This window comes from Mucilaginibacter rubeus (assembly GCF_014643835.1).
In the GTDB taxonomy this organism is placed as follows: domain Bacteria; phylum Bacteroidota; class Bacteroidia; order Sphingobacteriales; family Sphingobacteriaceae; genus Mucilaginibacter; species Mucilaginibacter rubeus.
Map to the genome: position 1 here is coordinate 35,988 of NZ_BMKD01000012.1, position 14,078 is coordinate 50,065.

A 14,078-nucleotide genomic window follows, 5' to 3' on the forward strand; every position below is an offset into this window, starting at 1 on the left:
AATGCGACCGGATTAAGCCTTTTTAAATGGGGTTTAGGGGTTCTTTACGCTAACGCTTTTTAAACCTGCCACAATTAACATGTAGAAGTGAGCGAAAAAAAAATCATTTTATCCGCCTGCTGATTGCATTACCTATTTTAAGAACGATTTTCTGCATAATAATATTGATATTATTTTTTCGTGATTTAATAGTAATTTCAGCGCAGATAATTTAAGTTGATGAAAAAATTACTACTCTTTACCGCCGCCTCGGTACTTGCGTGCAGTGCTATGGCACAGCAGGAACCACAAAAAGCAATTTACTATTCCATATCATTCCCAAACGCCGCCCATCATGAGGCTGAGATAAGCATGACCATTCCGCAGGCACCATCAGGGGCTTTCAGGGTACGGATGAGCCGCTCATCTGCCGGCCGGTATGCAACCCATGAGTTTGGTAAAAATATTTATAACGTTAAAGCTACCGATGTTGAAGGTAAGGAGCTGCCTTTAACCCAAATTGAAGGCGATGTTTACGAAGTGGGAGAACACCCGGCAGCGGTGAAAGTGAGCTATACACTTTTTGGCAACTGGACCGATGGTACTTATGCTTCTATCGATCCGAGCCATGCCCACCTGAATATGCCCGCCACGTTTATGTGGGTGGTAGGGCAGGATAAACGTCCCCTTACCTTTGAGTTTAACGACATTGATAAATACGACTGGAAAGTAGCTTCACAACTTAAACATGAAGGCTCAAATGTGTACAGCGCACCCAATCTGCAATATATGATGGATAGCCCTACCGAACTGTCCAATTACAACGTTAGCAGTTGGGAAGTAGTAAATACCGATGGTAAGAAAGAAAAAATAAACCTGACCATGCACTCAGACGATAGCCAGGGTGTGATTGATAACTTCGGCAAGATGATCCAGAAGCTGGTGTTGGAAGAAAAAGCCGTATTTGGCGAACTGCCCACTTATGATTTTGGCGAGTACACTTTTGTTAGCGATGTAAATCCTGCTGTATCAGGCGACGGTATGGAACATCGTAACTCCACTTCTATAACTATTCCGGCACCCAAGGTTGAAGGATTTGAAAATAACCTCATGGGTGTTTATGCTCATGAATACTTCCATAGCTGGAATGTAAAACGCATCCGCCCAAAATCATTGGAGCCTTTTAACTTTGAACACGCCAACATGAGCAGTGAGCTTTGGTTTGCCGAAGGTTTTACGCAATATTACGGCGAATTATTACTTACCCGCGCCGGCTTTGTAACGGTTGATGATTATACCAAAACCATTGCCGGTTTGGTAAACCAGATCTTAAACACACCTGCCGCTGCCAAATATTCGGCCGCCCAAATGAGCCGCTATTCGGTTTTTGCCGATGCTGGTGTATCTATAGATCCTAACAACAACGTTAACGATTTTACCAGTTATTACACTTATGGCGGCGCCATCGCTTTGGCGCTCGACCTTCGCCTCCGCAGCGATTTTAACATGACGCTTGATGATTACATGCGTGCTGTTTGGCTTACACGCGGTAAGGTAATGAAACCGTATACCATTCCCGATCTCCAAACCGATTTGGGCAAAGTAACCAACAACCCCAAATTTGCTGCTGATTTCTTTAAGCGTTACATTAACGGGACCGATAAAAACAATTACGAAGAACTATTGGCTAAAGCAGGCCTGGTACTGCGTAAAGTACAGCCGGGCAAAGGTTGGGCCGGTCCGCTGGCAGTTACGCCGGGCCGTGGCCGCGCCGGGCAGGTACGCGCCGCGGATGCCGAAGGTTTGCCAATATTGTCGAGCACGACTATAGGCACCCCGGTTTACAAAGCAGGCATCGATGCGGGTGATGTGATCCTGAAAGTTGATGGAAAAGATATTAAAGATCAGAAAGGGTTTAGTGATGCCATTGCCGATAAAAAGCCGGGCGATAAGATCATGGTAAACTATAAAAACCGGACCGGTGCCCATGAAACTACGATAACGCTTGAGGAAAACCCCAACTTTGAAGTGGCAACCTTTGAAAAGGCAGGCAAACAATTGAGCAAAGAGCAGGAAACTTTCCGTAACAACTGGCTGCAATCAAAAGTCAAATAACTATGAAAAAGATCTCGATAATAACAGCGGCATTGTTAAGCGTTTCGGCTTATGGTTTTGCGCAAGATGTTAATAAACTCATTAGTAAAGATGATGTAACCCGGATTATCAAAACCCTGTCGGCCGATGATATGCAGGGCAGGGCCACTTTTACGCCGGGCATTGAAAAGGCCGCTACATTTATTGAGGGCGAATATAAAAAGGCCGGTCTTAAACCTATGGCAGGCAATACCGGTTACCGTCAAAACTTTACGATGGTACGGTCGACCCCTGTTAGCTTGACTGTAAGCATCGATGGTAAGACTATTGCTGCCGACAGCGCGTTTGCAAGCAGTACGGATTCGTTTAAATGGGCAAGCGATAAAGATGTACAGGTAGTTACCGTTGGTGCGGATAAAAATTTCAGGACCGAGTACCGGGCAGCTTCACAAAGCGGCAAAAAAACACTTTTGTTGATCGACCCTAAATTTAAAGACTTGTTTAGCCGGGTTAAGTCGTACCTGGGGACAGGCAGCACAAATTTTAAAGGCACAGTAAAGCAGCCCCTGGTATTTGTATTGGGCAAGTTCGATAACACAGCATTGTTTGATGTTAACTGTGATATCAAAAATGAAGAATTGCCGCTGTTTAATGTTGCCGGTATCCTCCCCGGGAAAACCAAACCGAATGAATATGTGGTATTTTCGGGACACTATGACCACTTAGGGATTATCAAACCTGATAAACCCGGCGTAACAGACAGCATTGCCAATGGCGCGGATGATGACGCTTCGGGCACAACCGCTGTATTGAGCCTGGCTAAATACTATAAAAAGCTCAACAATAATGCCCGTACGCTTATTTTCGTAGCCTTTACTGCCGAAGAAATTGGCGAATACGGGTCGCAGTATTTTGCCAAACAAATAGATGCAGATAAGGTAGTTGCCATGTTCAACATCGAAATGATTGGTAAGGCATCTAAATTTGGCACTAACTCGGCATTTATTACCGGGTTTGAAAGATCTGATTTTGGCAAGATCCTGCAGAAGAACCTGAAAGGCACAGCCTTTAAGTTTTACCCGGACCCTTACCCGGACCAGGACCTGTTTTACAGAAGTGATAACGCGTCGCTGGCCGAAGTTGGCGTACCGGCCCACACCATCTCAACCGACCAGATCGATATTGACAAATTATACCATACTGTTGGCGATGAATTTAGTTCGCTGGATGTGAATAATATCACTTCGACCATCCGCGCGATAGCCCTAAGCTCGCGCACTATAGTTTCGGGCCAGGATACACCAACAAGGGTTCCGAAGAAAACGGAGTAGAGGAGAGATTAGAGGTAGTCTGGTTTCGATAAAATAACTAAGCCATCGCTAAACGCGAAGGCCTTGTGCGATTCCCCTCTTGAGAGGGGTGGAGGGGTGTGTTTCTCTTCGCGCGAAGAACACACCCCTGCGGCCGCACCATCCACCGCGCCCCCTCCCATGAGGAGATTTTTATTTAATGTAATTTTACCTCATGAACAAAATACTCAAAATAGCAGTTGTAGGCCCCGAATCAACAGGTAAATCTACCATGTCTGAATATTTGGCGGCGCATTACAATACTCTGGCTGTACCCGAGTATTCGCGCGAGTATTGTGCAAACCTTAAGGGCGATTGTACCTGGCAGGATGAGGTGAACATGTTTCACGGGCAGCTGGCGCTCGAAAAAAAACTGCTGCCGCAGGCTAACGGGATCCTGATTTGTGATACCACTTTTTTAACAGTAAAGATCTGGAGCGAGGAAATGTTTGGCAGCGCCCCGCAGGAGGTGCTTGACGAATTGCCCCACCATCCTTATGATTTTTATTTACTCTTAGATATCGATCTGCCCTGGCAGGATGATCCCTTGCGCAATTTCCCAACCAAGCGCGCATATTTCATGAACGTTTGGCACCGCGAACTCCAGGCGCTCAACGCCCGGTATGTAGTAATATCAGGCCTTGGGCAGGATAGGTATGATAATGCGGTGAAAGCGGTGGATGAATATCTGAACCCTGATTTTTAGGATTAAAAGATGTTGCTGGATGATGTGCAGATGATGTTTAAAAAAGCCTCATTGGAGGAACCACCATGTGAAATCCTAAAAAAAGTGATAACGTGTACAATATATATTTTAGTGATGTTATGCGGTGGCCGCGTTAGTGATAGGAGCGGATACCGGCCTTGTGGCTAATGCCTGTGCAGTATGAGCGCATAGCACGGGCCGCAGGCAACGCCCAATATTTATAGAGTTGATTTTTAAAATATATTTAATAATCAATAACTTATGAGTGTATCATTAGGAGCGAAGCAATGACACGTCTTGATTATGCTGTTTTATCAAACTATTTTGTCAGGCATTTTTCAGGCGATTTGCTTATCTAAATCCATCTTAACTTAAAACTGTCAAAAAAATTATTCCTTATTAAAAAAATATTTTTCACATACGTGCAACGTTGCAAAATGCCTTGCGTCTATTAACCTGAAGCCGGTCGCGAATTTGGAAGCAATATATATTGATAAACATTACAACCTGGTAATTGAGTGCAAACAGGGGAGCAAAAAAGCCTGTTATGAGCTTTACCGTTTGTATTCGAAAGCTATGCTGAACGTAGCCTTTCGGATAGTGGGCGATATTGCCGAAGCAGAAGATGTGCTGCAGGAAGCTTTTGTGGATGCCTTTGCCAAGCTGAAGGATTTTAGGCAGGATACCACATTTGGCCTCTGGCTTAAGCAGATCGTTGTAAACCGGTCGATCAACCTGCTGCGCAAACGAAAGCTGGAACTGGTTGAGCTGGAAGATGGCCATCTTGAAAATATTGCCGATGACGAGAGCTGGGACGATGAAGACCTGCAGTACCAGGTTGCCAGGGTAAAAGAAGGCATGAAACAGTTGCCCGATGGCTATCGCGTGGTGATATCATTATATCTGCTTGAAGGGTATGACCACGAAGAAATAGGTCAAATATTGAATATATCAGAAAACACATCAAGAACCCAGTTTTTGAGAGCTAAAAGAAAGTTAATTGAAATTTTAAACAGGAAAGGACAAGTATCATGAGCAAGCGATTTGAAGATTTCATGCACGACAATAACGAGGAATTTAACGAAATAGAACCATCGGCAGATTTGTGGGGTAAAATTGAGGCACAGCTCAATTTTTTGGACCAGGAGCAGGAACAACCAAAAAAGCGGGAAGCAAAGACTTTTTCGCTGGGCTTCGTGCTAAAAGTGGCCGCATCGGTGATCATCATAATGGGCATAGGCTTCGGCATATATATACAAAGCCAAAAAGGCACAAAAGGCGTTGACCTTGCCGCTATTAACCCCGAGTACGCACAACAGCAGGTGCGCTATGCATCGCTTGTTGAAACCAAGCTTACCGAACTTAAATCAGCATCTAAAAATGATCCTCAGCTATACAAGGAGTTCAGCGCCGAGATAGCCAAGATGGATTCCACCTATAAAAAACTAAACAGTGATTTAGCCACCAGCCCTAACCAGGAACGTGTTTTACGTGCAATGATCCGGAACCTGCAAATACAAACCGAGGTGCTAACTCAGCAATTAAATGTAATTGAACAGTTTAACCAGATGAAAAAGGAACAAAACAATGAAACCAAAAATATTTAGTCCGGCCCTGCTTATGCTTATCGGCTTATTAGCCATAAGTACAGCAAACTTTGCACAGGTAAGTCCTGCAGCCCCGCCTGCGCCGGCAATGCCAAAATTGCCTCCTACACCGCCTCCCGCCGCTGAATTGAACGGGGATGGCTGGACTTCGGTAACCGACAGCAAGGAATATCAGCAAAAAATGAAGGAGCTGAACGCCAAAATGCGCGAACTGCAAAAGGAAATGAGCAACCTGCGCGTGCAGCAGCAAAAGCAATTGCATTTTAGAATGCAAAATATGCTGAAGCTGAACAAACAGCTTGCTTTTAAGTTTAAGGATAGCCTTAAACTTAAAAAGCTCGACACGCTAAAATTTAAAATGAAGTTTAAAGGATTTGACAGCTTGAAGTTTGCCGATAAATTTGAGATGCTTAGTCCTAATATAAACTTCGGCTTTAAAAACTTCGACCAGAACTTTAGCTATAGTTATGATGGTGATGAGAGTTATGAAAAACGGTTGCAAAACGGGGACATAGTTGAGAAAACCAAAAGCTACAGCAAAAGCTATAATATTGATGGCAACGATGTGATTAACATTGATAACAAATTTGGCAAGATCACGGTAATTACCTGGGCTAAAAGTGAGGTTAAGGTTGATGTACAGATTAAGGTTGGGGCCAATGATGAAGATAAAGCACAAAAACTGCTTGATAACGTAACTATCAGGGACAGCAAAGACGGCTCGGGTGTATCGTTCAAAACTTACATCAATCAAAACGATGATGATAACGGCAGCTGGAGCAACCTGTTTGGTAAGAAAAACTCTGTGCGTAAAATGGAGATCAATTATACCGTTTACATGCCCGCCAAAAATCCGCTTACCATTAACAACAAATATGGCAGTACCGAGTTGCCCGACCTGAGCGGTAAACTCAATATCAATAACTCATATGGCAGCCTTAGCGCCAAATCCTTAAGCAACCCAGCTTGCCAGATCAGGGTTAAATATGGCAGTGCAACTATCGGCAACCTTACCGGCAGCGATTTGGATGTAGCCTATGGCAGCCTTAATCTTGGTGATTGTGATAAACTCAATGCTGATGTAAGCTACGGTTCGGCTAAAATTGGCCGTATTACTACTTCGGGTAATATCAACGTTAAATTCAGTGGGGCGTTAAAGATTGAAGAGGTTGATAAAAATGTGAAAAATCTTTCGGTTAATTCATCATATTCAAGTGTAAAACTGGGAGTGAGCGACGGCCAGAATGCTGATTTTGATATCACTGTTCACTACGGTAGCTTTAACTATAGCGGCCATGATGTTAACATCACCAGTAAAACCCCTGCCGACGGTGAACGTGGCTATAGTCCGACAAAAACCTACAAAGGTCATTTAGGTAAAGGTGGTAGTGATAAAACCATTACAATCAGTACCAGTTACGGCAGCGTAAGTTTTGATTAAAAATGTATTAGATGTACAATAGAAAACGGCGTATCGTAACTGATGCGCCGTTTTTTTATTGATTCGCCTGCGTCTTGCAAATCTCCCGTATCCCTCATAGCTTTGGAGTAAACATCTCACCCATGTACCAGGATAGTGAAAAACAGATCTTTAATACCCTTTATGATCAATACAAGCACCTGGGCTTACCACTTGAGCTGATAAAACATACCGATTTTACGGTTTTTAACCTGAAAGATATTAATCAGCCGATGCCGTTTAAATCGCCCTTGAGCAGGCTTAACTTTTTTGTTTTTGCCTTCATTAAAGATGGGAGTGGTGATTATACCATTGATGAGCAAAATCATAAGCTGCAGCCGCGAGCTATTTACTTTACCAATCCGGGCCATTTCCGTTCGTTTAACTGGGAGCGTATTGGCGATGTATACCTGTTTACGCTGAGCGAATCGTTTTTGAAGGAAAACGTACACGCCAATATTTTTGATGAGTTTCCTTTTCTGCTGGCCGAAACATTTCCGGCCCGCGTGCTTACGCCCGAAGTTTTTGAAGAGTTTGATATTTTATACCATCAAATTCTGAAAGAGTATAATTCAGATAGCCCATATCGTTACCGGATCATCGGTAACCTGTTTGTGGTGGTGCTGTTAAAATTCAAAGAATATTTCTGGAAAGATTATAACCCGATATATGAAGGCAACCGGAGCTCGGAAATTGTAAAAAACTTTAAACGCCTGCTTGAAAAACATTACCGCGACCTGAGCAATGGTACAGCTGAACAGGCTTTCCGGGTGCAGGACTACGCCGACGCGCAAAGCCTTCATCCCAACTACCTGAGTAACGTTATCAAAATAAAAACGGGCAAAACCATCAGCACCTGGATTGCCGAAAAAACTATAGCTGAGGCCAAGGCCCTGTTGCAGAACTCGAAACTTTCCATTAAAGAAATTGCATATCGCCTGGGTTTTTCTGAAGCTACCCATTTCAGTAATTATTTTAAAAAGCATACGGATATGTCGCCGGTGCTGTTCAGGAAGGCGCATGCGGGGATATAGCTAATATCGCCGGGAATCCCTGTTTTTATAATCTCATCAGGACAGGTTGGTTTTTGTAGAGACGCATTACATGCGTCTTCCGTAGGATAAGCCGCGTTCCATAGGCAAGGCATGCGAAAATTGCATGCGGGAGACGCATGTGATGCGTCTCTACATTTGGAAATTATCGTTTTTAAATAGCTTCTTAGATATTCGTATGTAATGCTTTGATATGTGTATCATTCAGAGGCCTCGCCCTTGCCACCTTTGTATTGTCAATCAACGACAACAAAACACAAATAAAATAACAAAGGAAACCATGAACACATTAGCATCAAAAGTAGTATTAGTAACCGGCGCCTCAAGAGGTATCGGTGCAGCAGTAGCCCACAAATTAGCAGCCGAAGGCGCTAAAGTAATTATCAATTACGCAGGCGGTAAAGAAGCTGCCGACCAAACCGTAAACTCCATCAAACAACAAGGCGGCGACGCCATTGCGCTGCAGGCCGACGTTAGCAAGGCCGATGAAGTTGCAGCCATGTTTGACGCAGCGATAGCTCATTACAGCAAAATTGATGTACTGGTAAACAACGCGGGCATCATGATCACCAAATTAATTAAAGACACTACCGACGAGGATTTTACCCGCCAGTTTGAGATCAACGTTCGCGGAACATTTAATACCATGCGCGAAGCCGCAACTAAACTGGCCAATGGCGGCAGTATCATCAATTTTTCATCAACCACTACCCGCGTTATGATGCCAACTTATGCTACCTATGTAGCCACCAAAGGTGCGGTGGAGCAATTAACCCGCGTATTTGCCAAAGAAGTGGGCGCAAGGGGCATTAATGTAAACACAGTATCTCCCGGTCCAACAAATACCGAACTGTTTACCAAAGGCAAGCCACAGGAAATCATTGACCGCCTGGCATCATTATCAGCCTTTAACCGCATCGGCGAACCTGAAGATATCGCCAAAATAGTAACCTTCCTGGCAAACGACGACGCCAAATGGATCTCTGCGCAAAATATCGGGGCAAATGGTGCAATGGCGTAAGCCCCATAACCCCTGAAGGGGGAATGATAGAAGCAAGACGGCAAGAGTCAAGAAGCAAGACAGCGAGAGACAGGAATAATAATCATAGAATCATTAACGCAATCGGTGAAATCAAACTTCATCGGTGAAATCAAACTTCATCGGTGTAATCAAAAAAACAATCATGAACTCACTAAATAATAAAGTAGCGGTAATAACCGGCTCGGCCCGTGGTTTAGGTAAAGCAATTGCAGAACGTTATGCAGCATTAGGTGCCGATATCGTGATCAACTATTCGCGCGATAAAGCATCGGCCGATGAAGTAGTCAGCAACATCAAAGCGATGGGGGCGAACGTAATTGCTGTGCAGGCTGATGTAAGTAAGGTAGCTGATATTGAAAGGCTTTTTAAAGAAGCTAAAGAAGCGTTTGGTAAAATAGATATCGTAGTAGCTAACGCCGGTATCGAACTGGTGGAAACCCCGGTAACTGATTTTACCGAAGAACAGTTCGACCGTGTGTTTGGCATTAATACAAAAGGCACTTACTTTACTATGCAGCAGGCTGCCAAAAATGTTGAGGATAACGGCCGCATTATTTACATAGCCTCAAGCACCACCTCGTTCCCGGTACCCGGAATGGCAGTGTATGGCGGCAGCAAAACTACGCCAAGGTATTTGGTTGATATTCTTTCGAAAGAGATTGGTCACCGTGGTGTAACAGTTAACTCTATCATCCCATTTGCTGTTGATCATTCAGGTATCTTTGCCGAAGCTGATAGTTACCCCGCGTTAAGAAAACAATTGCTTGACAGTTGTCCGATGGGCCGCCTGGCCGAAGTTGAAGATGTGGCCAATGTGGCCGAGTTTTTCGCCAGCGATCTTTCATCATTTGTGAACGGACAGCACCTGTTGGTAAACGGCGGTGCAACAAATTAATGGTCAGTTTAGTAACATAGGGTAGCAGCTTATAGTCTTAGCTATAAGCTGCTACCTGTATTTAATTCAAAAAGCAGCATTATTTGATTATACATCTACCATGTCATGAAAACGCTTAATCATTATATCATATACGGCACATTAATTACTTCTGCAGTAAACGCTCAGGCAGCAAAAACACCTGCTGCAACTATCCAAAACATCAATACCATGGACACCGAAAAGTTAAGTAACCCGATAGTAAAACAAGCCATCGACGCCCTGCAAAGCGGAGATAAGCAGGCTTGGTTTAGCTTGTTCACCAATGATGCCCAGCTTTTTGATGATGGTAATAAAATGGACTTTAAAACTTTTTTTGAAAAAGCTTTAGGCCATGAACGATTTACCAGTATCGATAAGGTGGAACAAAACGGCCTGCACCTATACGGCAAATTTCACAGTGACCAGTGGGGCGGTTTTAAAACCTATTTTAAGTTTACGATTGGTGCCGGCAATAAGATCAGTAAATTGGAAATAGGGCAGGCGGGTTAACCCCACCCAAACCCTCCCCGGAAGGAAGGGCTTTAAAATGAGATAAATAAAAATCTCCCTCCGGGGAGATTTAGAGGAGGCTTGTTGCTTCGTTCCTCGCAAGGACTTTTTTTATTGATGCTTTTACTTCAATTTTACCTGATCTTTGTATCATGCAACAGCAACTTATAGCCAGGTTACAGCAGTTAAAACCTATCCCGGTTGATGATCAGGAGCTCATACTAAAAGCCTTTGAGCCAATGAAATTTAAAGAAGGGGATACGCTTTTGCAGCTGGGGCATGTAGCAAGACAGCTCTTTTTTATTACCAACGGCATACTGCGTATTATGGCGCGAAATGAGAAGGGGAATGAGGTTACTTATTTCTTTTTAAAGGACAATCAGTTTTGCACCATTCTGTATAGCTTTAATAACAACGTGATCGCTGATGAAAGTATTCAGGCCGCCTGCGATACAGAACTATTGGTTGTTAGCAAAAGCAACCTGCTGGCTTTATATGAAAAGCTGCCTTATCTCAAAGGAATGATCGATCAGATTTCGCAGCATACGCTTATGGAGAAGATAAAAACGCGCAACACCTATCTTGGTTACGACTCGTCGGAAAGGTACCGGTTGTTTTTGGAGCGGCAGCCCGAGGTTGCCAGGAGAGTGTCACTTACCGATATCGCGTCGTACCTTGGCGTAACGCCTCAATCGTTGAGCCGCATCCGCAAAAATATTCGGTAATTAGGTTTTTTGTCGTCTGTTTAGATGACTAGAAGAGAGAAATTGACATCAATAAAATCTATATAAAACAAAAACAAAATAGCTATTATGAATACAGTTAAAACAGGATGGATAGGATTAGGTAAAATGGGCGTTCCAATGTCGCAGCAATTAATTAAAGCCGGATATCCGCTCAGTGTTTATAACCGAAGCAAGGATAAGGAAGAGGCGTTTAAGGCACAGGGCATTGGTATAGCTGCTTCGCCTGCCTTATTGTTGAATGCTGCTGATGTTCTTTTTATCATGGTATCAGACGATAAGGCCATTAATGATATTTTTCATGGTGATGAAGGTTTACTTGCCGCAAAAGTAAGCGGCAAAATAATCATTAACATGAGCACAGTTTCGCCTGCTATCAGTAAGGAGATGGCAGCCGCATGCAAGGCTCAAGGTAATTATTACCTGGACGCCCCGGTATCAGGCAGTGTCAAACAGGCGGAGGATGCCATGCTGGTTATCATGGCGGGAGGCGAGGCGGGTGCATTTGAGCAGGCTAAACCTATCCTCGAAAAAATGGGTAAACTGGTTATGCTGGTTGGTGGCACCGGCGCAGGTAACGCGGCTAAGCTGGCCATTAATACTTTGCTTGGCATTGTTGCACAAGGCCTTGCCGAAACAATAACGCTGGCACAACAAAATGGCATTGAAGCCGAAGCACTAACTACGCTGATCGGTAACAGTGCCCTGGGCAGCCCGTTCATCAAAATAAAAGGCGATGCCATTGTTAATAATAATTATAGCGCAGCTTTTGCATTAAAACATATCGCCAAAGATCTGCGCCTGGCTAAAGACCTCGGTTTAGCTACCCCGCTTGGCGAAACTGCTTATCAAACCTACCAGGCCGCCGAAGCTGCTTTTGGCGAAGAGGATATTATCGCGGTGATAAAGCAGGTGGGAAAGTAGTAAAAACCTACTACGCGTCATGCCGAATTTATTTCGGCACCTCACATGCAAGGTGTAAGCCATGCGTGTGGACGACCTGTCCTGTGGGGTCCTGAAACAAGTTCAGGATGACGGTTAAGATAAAGCACTTGTTAGTAATGATTTACTCCAAATTAATTTTCTGGTGCTGATACGGGATCTCAACATGATGGAAACCGTGCGCTTTTATTTTCCCGGCAAAATGCTGCTGCACTTCGTACTCGCCGTGAACCAGAAATACGGTTTTTACCAGTGCTGGATCCTGGCAGGCCAGGAAATGGAGGAGGTCGTCATAATCGCCGTGGGCGCTCATGGATTTGATTGAGCGGACTTCGGCTTTTACCTCATAAATTTCGCCAAAAATATGTACCTCATGATCACCTCTCAATAACCGGCCGCCCAACGAATTTGGCTCAGCATAGCCTACCATTAAAATAGTGTTCTTTTGATTATTGATATTGTTTTTAATGTGGTGCTTTACCCGTCCGGCCTCGGCCATGCCCGATGAGGAAATGATGACACAGGGGCGCGGATCGTTATTCAGCGCCTTTGATTCCTCTACACTTTCAATAAAGCGCAAACCCTTAAATCCAAAAGGATTGGCATCGGTTTTTAAAACTTCCTGCACGTTTTTATTATAAACCTCGGTGTGGTTCATCAATACTTCGGTTGCTTTTTCTGATAGCGGGCTATCTACATAATAAGGAACATCCGGCAGGATGCCTTTCAGTTCCAGGCCGTTTAAGGCGTACAGTAATTCCTGCGTACGGCCAACGCTGAATGCCGGGATAATCACCTTGCCATTTTTTACTTCGCAGGTTTGTTTAATGATCTCCAGTAGTGACTCTTCAATAGGCCCCAGTTCTTTATGCAGCGAATCGCCATAGGTTGATTCCAGTAAAATATAATCAGCCTGCTCAAATGTTTGCGGGTTTTTCAACAGCAGATCGTCATAACGGCCAACATCGCCGCTAAAAGTAATGTGGGTATCCCTGCCGTTTTCTGTAACGGTAATATGCACTGCCGCGCTGCCCAGAATATGCCCGGCATCCGTAAAATTAAATTTTACGGATGGGGTAATTTCAAACTCTTCGCCATATTCAACAATTTTGAACAGGCGAAGGGCCTCCATCACATCTTCTTCGGTGTACAAAGGATTAAGCAGCGGCAAGCCTTTGCGGATGCGGTGTTTGTTACTATACTCGGTGTCCTGTACCTGGATCTTTGCCGAATCGAGCAGCAGGATGCGTGTAAGGTCCATTGTGGCCGGGGTGCAATAAATGTTTCCCTCAAATCCTTCGGCAACCAGCCGCGGAATTAAACCACAATGGTCAATATGCGCGTGCGAAAGGATCATGTGCGTTACACCTTTGGGATTAAAGCCAAAATGTTCGTTCATTTCTTCGGTTTGCTCGCCCAGTCCCTGGAACATGCCGCAGTCTAATAATATGCTGGTACCATCGTTTAAGCGGAGTAAATGCTTGCTGCCGGTTACGTTACGGGCAGCACCATGGAAGGTTATGTTCATGTATAATTAGATGTGATCAACTTAACGAAGATGGTGATTAAAAGTTTAATAAATTAATAACTAAAAATTTAGTTGCAAATATAAAATACATCCCTTACCTTAGTTTGACCAATTAAACACATTAATACACGAGGTATTAATATTTAAAGTA

Annotated in this window: 13 protein-coding genes; 12 read left to right on the forward strand and 1 reads right to left on the reverse strand. The window is 44.0% G+C overall.

Features of this window, described 5'->3' with window-relative positions; genetic code table 11:
• Positions 1-219: 219 nt before the first annotated feature.
• The 12 genes from IEX80_RS26500 (at position 220) to IEX80_RS26555 (ending at position 12,381) form a co-directional block, all read left to right on the forward strand.
• Positions 220-2,094 (forward strand): M61 family metallopeptidase, encoded by a 1,875-nt coding sequence (locus IEX80_RS26500; protein ID WP_188834685.1) that lies wholly within the window; start codon positions 220-222, stop codon positions 2,092-2,094.
• A 2-nt stretch (positions 2,095-2,096) separates the two neighbouring features.
• Positions 2,097-3,404: a M20/M25/M40 family metallo-hydrolase gene (locus tag IEX80_RS26505; RefSeq protein ID WP_090534667.1), complete on the forward strand. Its 1,308-nt coding sequence runs from the start codon at positions 2,097-2,099 to the stop codon at positions 3,402-3,404.
• A gap of 193 nt (positions 3,405-3,597) precedes the next feature.
• Positions 3,598-4,128: an AAA family ATPase gene (locus IEX80_RS26510; protein WP_188834686.1), complete on the forward strand. Its 531-nt coding sequence runs from the start codon at positions 3,598-3,600 to the stop codon at positions 4,126-4,128.
• A gap of 474 nt (positions 4,129-4,602) precedes the next feature.
• Positions 4,603-5,163, forward strand: coding sequence for an RNA polymerase sigma factor (locus IEX80_RS26515; RefSeq protein ID WP_090534670.1), 561 nt, complete (start codon positions 4,603-4,605; stop codon positions 5,161-5,163).
• Entirely contained in the window at positions 5,160-5,735 is a 576-nt protein-coding gene (locus IEX80_RS26520) for a hypothetical protein (RefSeq protein ID WP_188834687.1), read from the forward strand. Before IEX80_RS26515 ends, IEX80_RS26520 begins: the two co-directional genes overlap by 4 nt.
• Positions 5,716-7,176, forward strand: coding sequence for a DUF4097 family beta strand repeat-containing protein (locus tag IEX80_RS26525; protein ID WP_188834688.1), 1,461 nt, complete (start codon positions 5,716-5,718; stop codon positions 7,174-7,176). Before IEX80_RS26520 ends, IEX80_RS26525 begins: the two co-directional genes overlap by 20 nt.
• A 122-nt stretch (positions 7,177-7,298) precedes the next feature.
• Positions 7,299-8,228 carry a helix-turn-helix domain-containing protein gene (locus IEX80_RS26530; protein WP_188834689.1) on the forward strand — a complete coding sequence of 310 codons (930 nt, stop codon included), beginning with the start codon at positions 7,299-7,301 and terminating at the stop codon, positions 8,226-8,228.
• Positions 8,229-8,526: 298 nt separating this feature from the next.
• The gene (locus IEX80_RS26535; protein ID WP_188834690.1) at positions 8,527-9,267 is read left to right on the forward strand and encodes an SDR family oxidoreductase; all 741 of its coding nucleotides are present in this window, start codon (positions 8,527-8,529) and stop codon (positions 9,265-9,267) included.
• Positions 9,268-9,430: 163 nt separating this feature from the next.
• Positions 9,431-10,183: an SDR family oxidoreductase gene (locus IEX80_RS26540; protein ID WP_091175750.1), complete on the forward strand. Its 753-nt coding sequence runs from the start codon at positions 9,431-9,433 to the stop codon at positions 10,181-10,183.
• Positions 10,184-10,288: 105 nt separating this feature from the next.
• Positions 10,289-10,714, forward strand: a complete 426-nt coding sequence (locus IEX80_RS26545; protein WP_229701773.1) for a hypothetical protein — start codon at positions 10,289-10,291, stop codon at positions 10,712-10,714.
• Between the two features lie 152 nt (positions 10,715-10,866).
• Positions 10,867-11,439 (forward strand): Crp/Fnr family transcriptional regulator, encoded by a 573-nt coding sequence (locus tag IEX80_RS26550; RefSeq protein WP_188834691.1) that lies wholly within the window; start codon positions 10,867-10,869, stop codon positions 11,437-11,439.
• A gap of 87 nt (positions 11,440-11,526) precedes the next feature.
• The gene (locus tag IEX80_RS26555) at positions 11,527-12,381 is read left to right on the forward strand and encodes an NAD(P)-dependent oxidoreductase (protein ID WP_188834692.1); all 855 of its coding nucleotides are present in this window, start codon (positions 11,527-11,529) and stop codon (positions 12,379-12,381) included.
• Positions 12,382-12,523: 142 nt separating this feature from the next.
• Here IEX80_RS26555 and IEX80_RS26560 read toward each other — a convergent pair whose 3' ends face one another.
• Positions 12,524-13,927: an MBL fold metallo-hydrolase RNA specificity domain-containing protein gene (locus IEX80_RS26560; protein ID WP_188834693.1), complete on the reverse strand. Its 1,404-nt coding sequence runs from the start codon at positions 13,925-13,927 to the stop codon at positions 12,524-12,526.
• Positions 13,928-14,078: the final 151 nt, after the last annotated feature.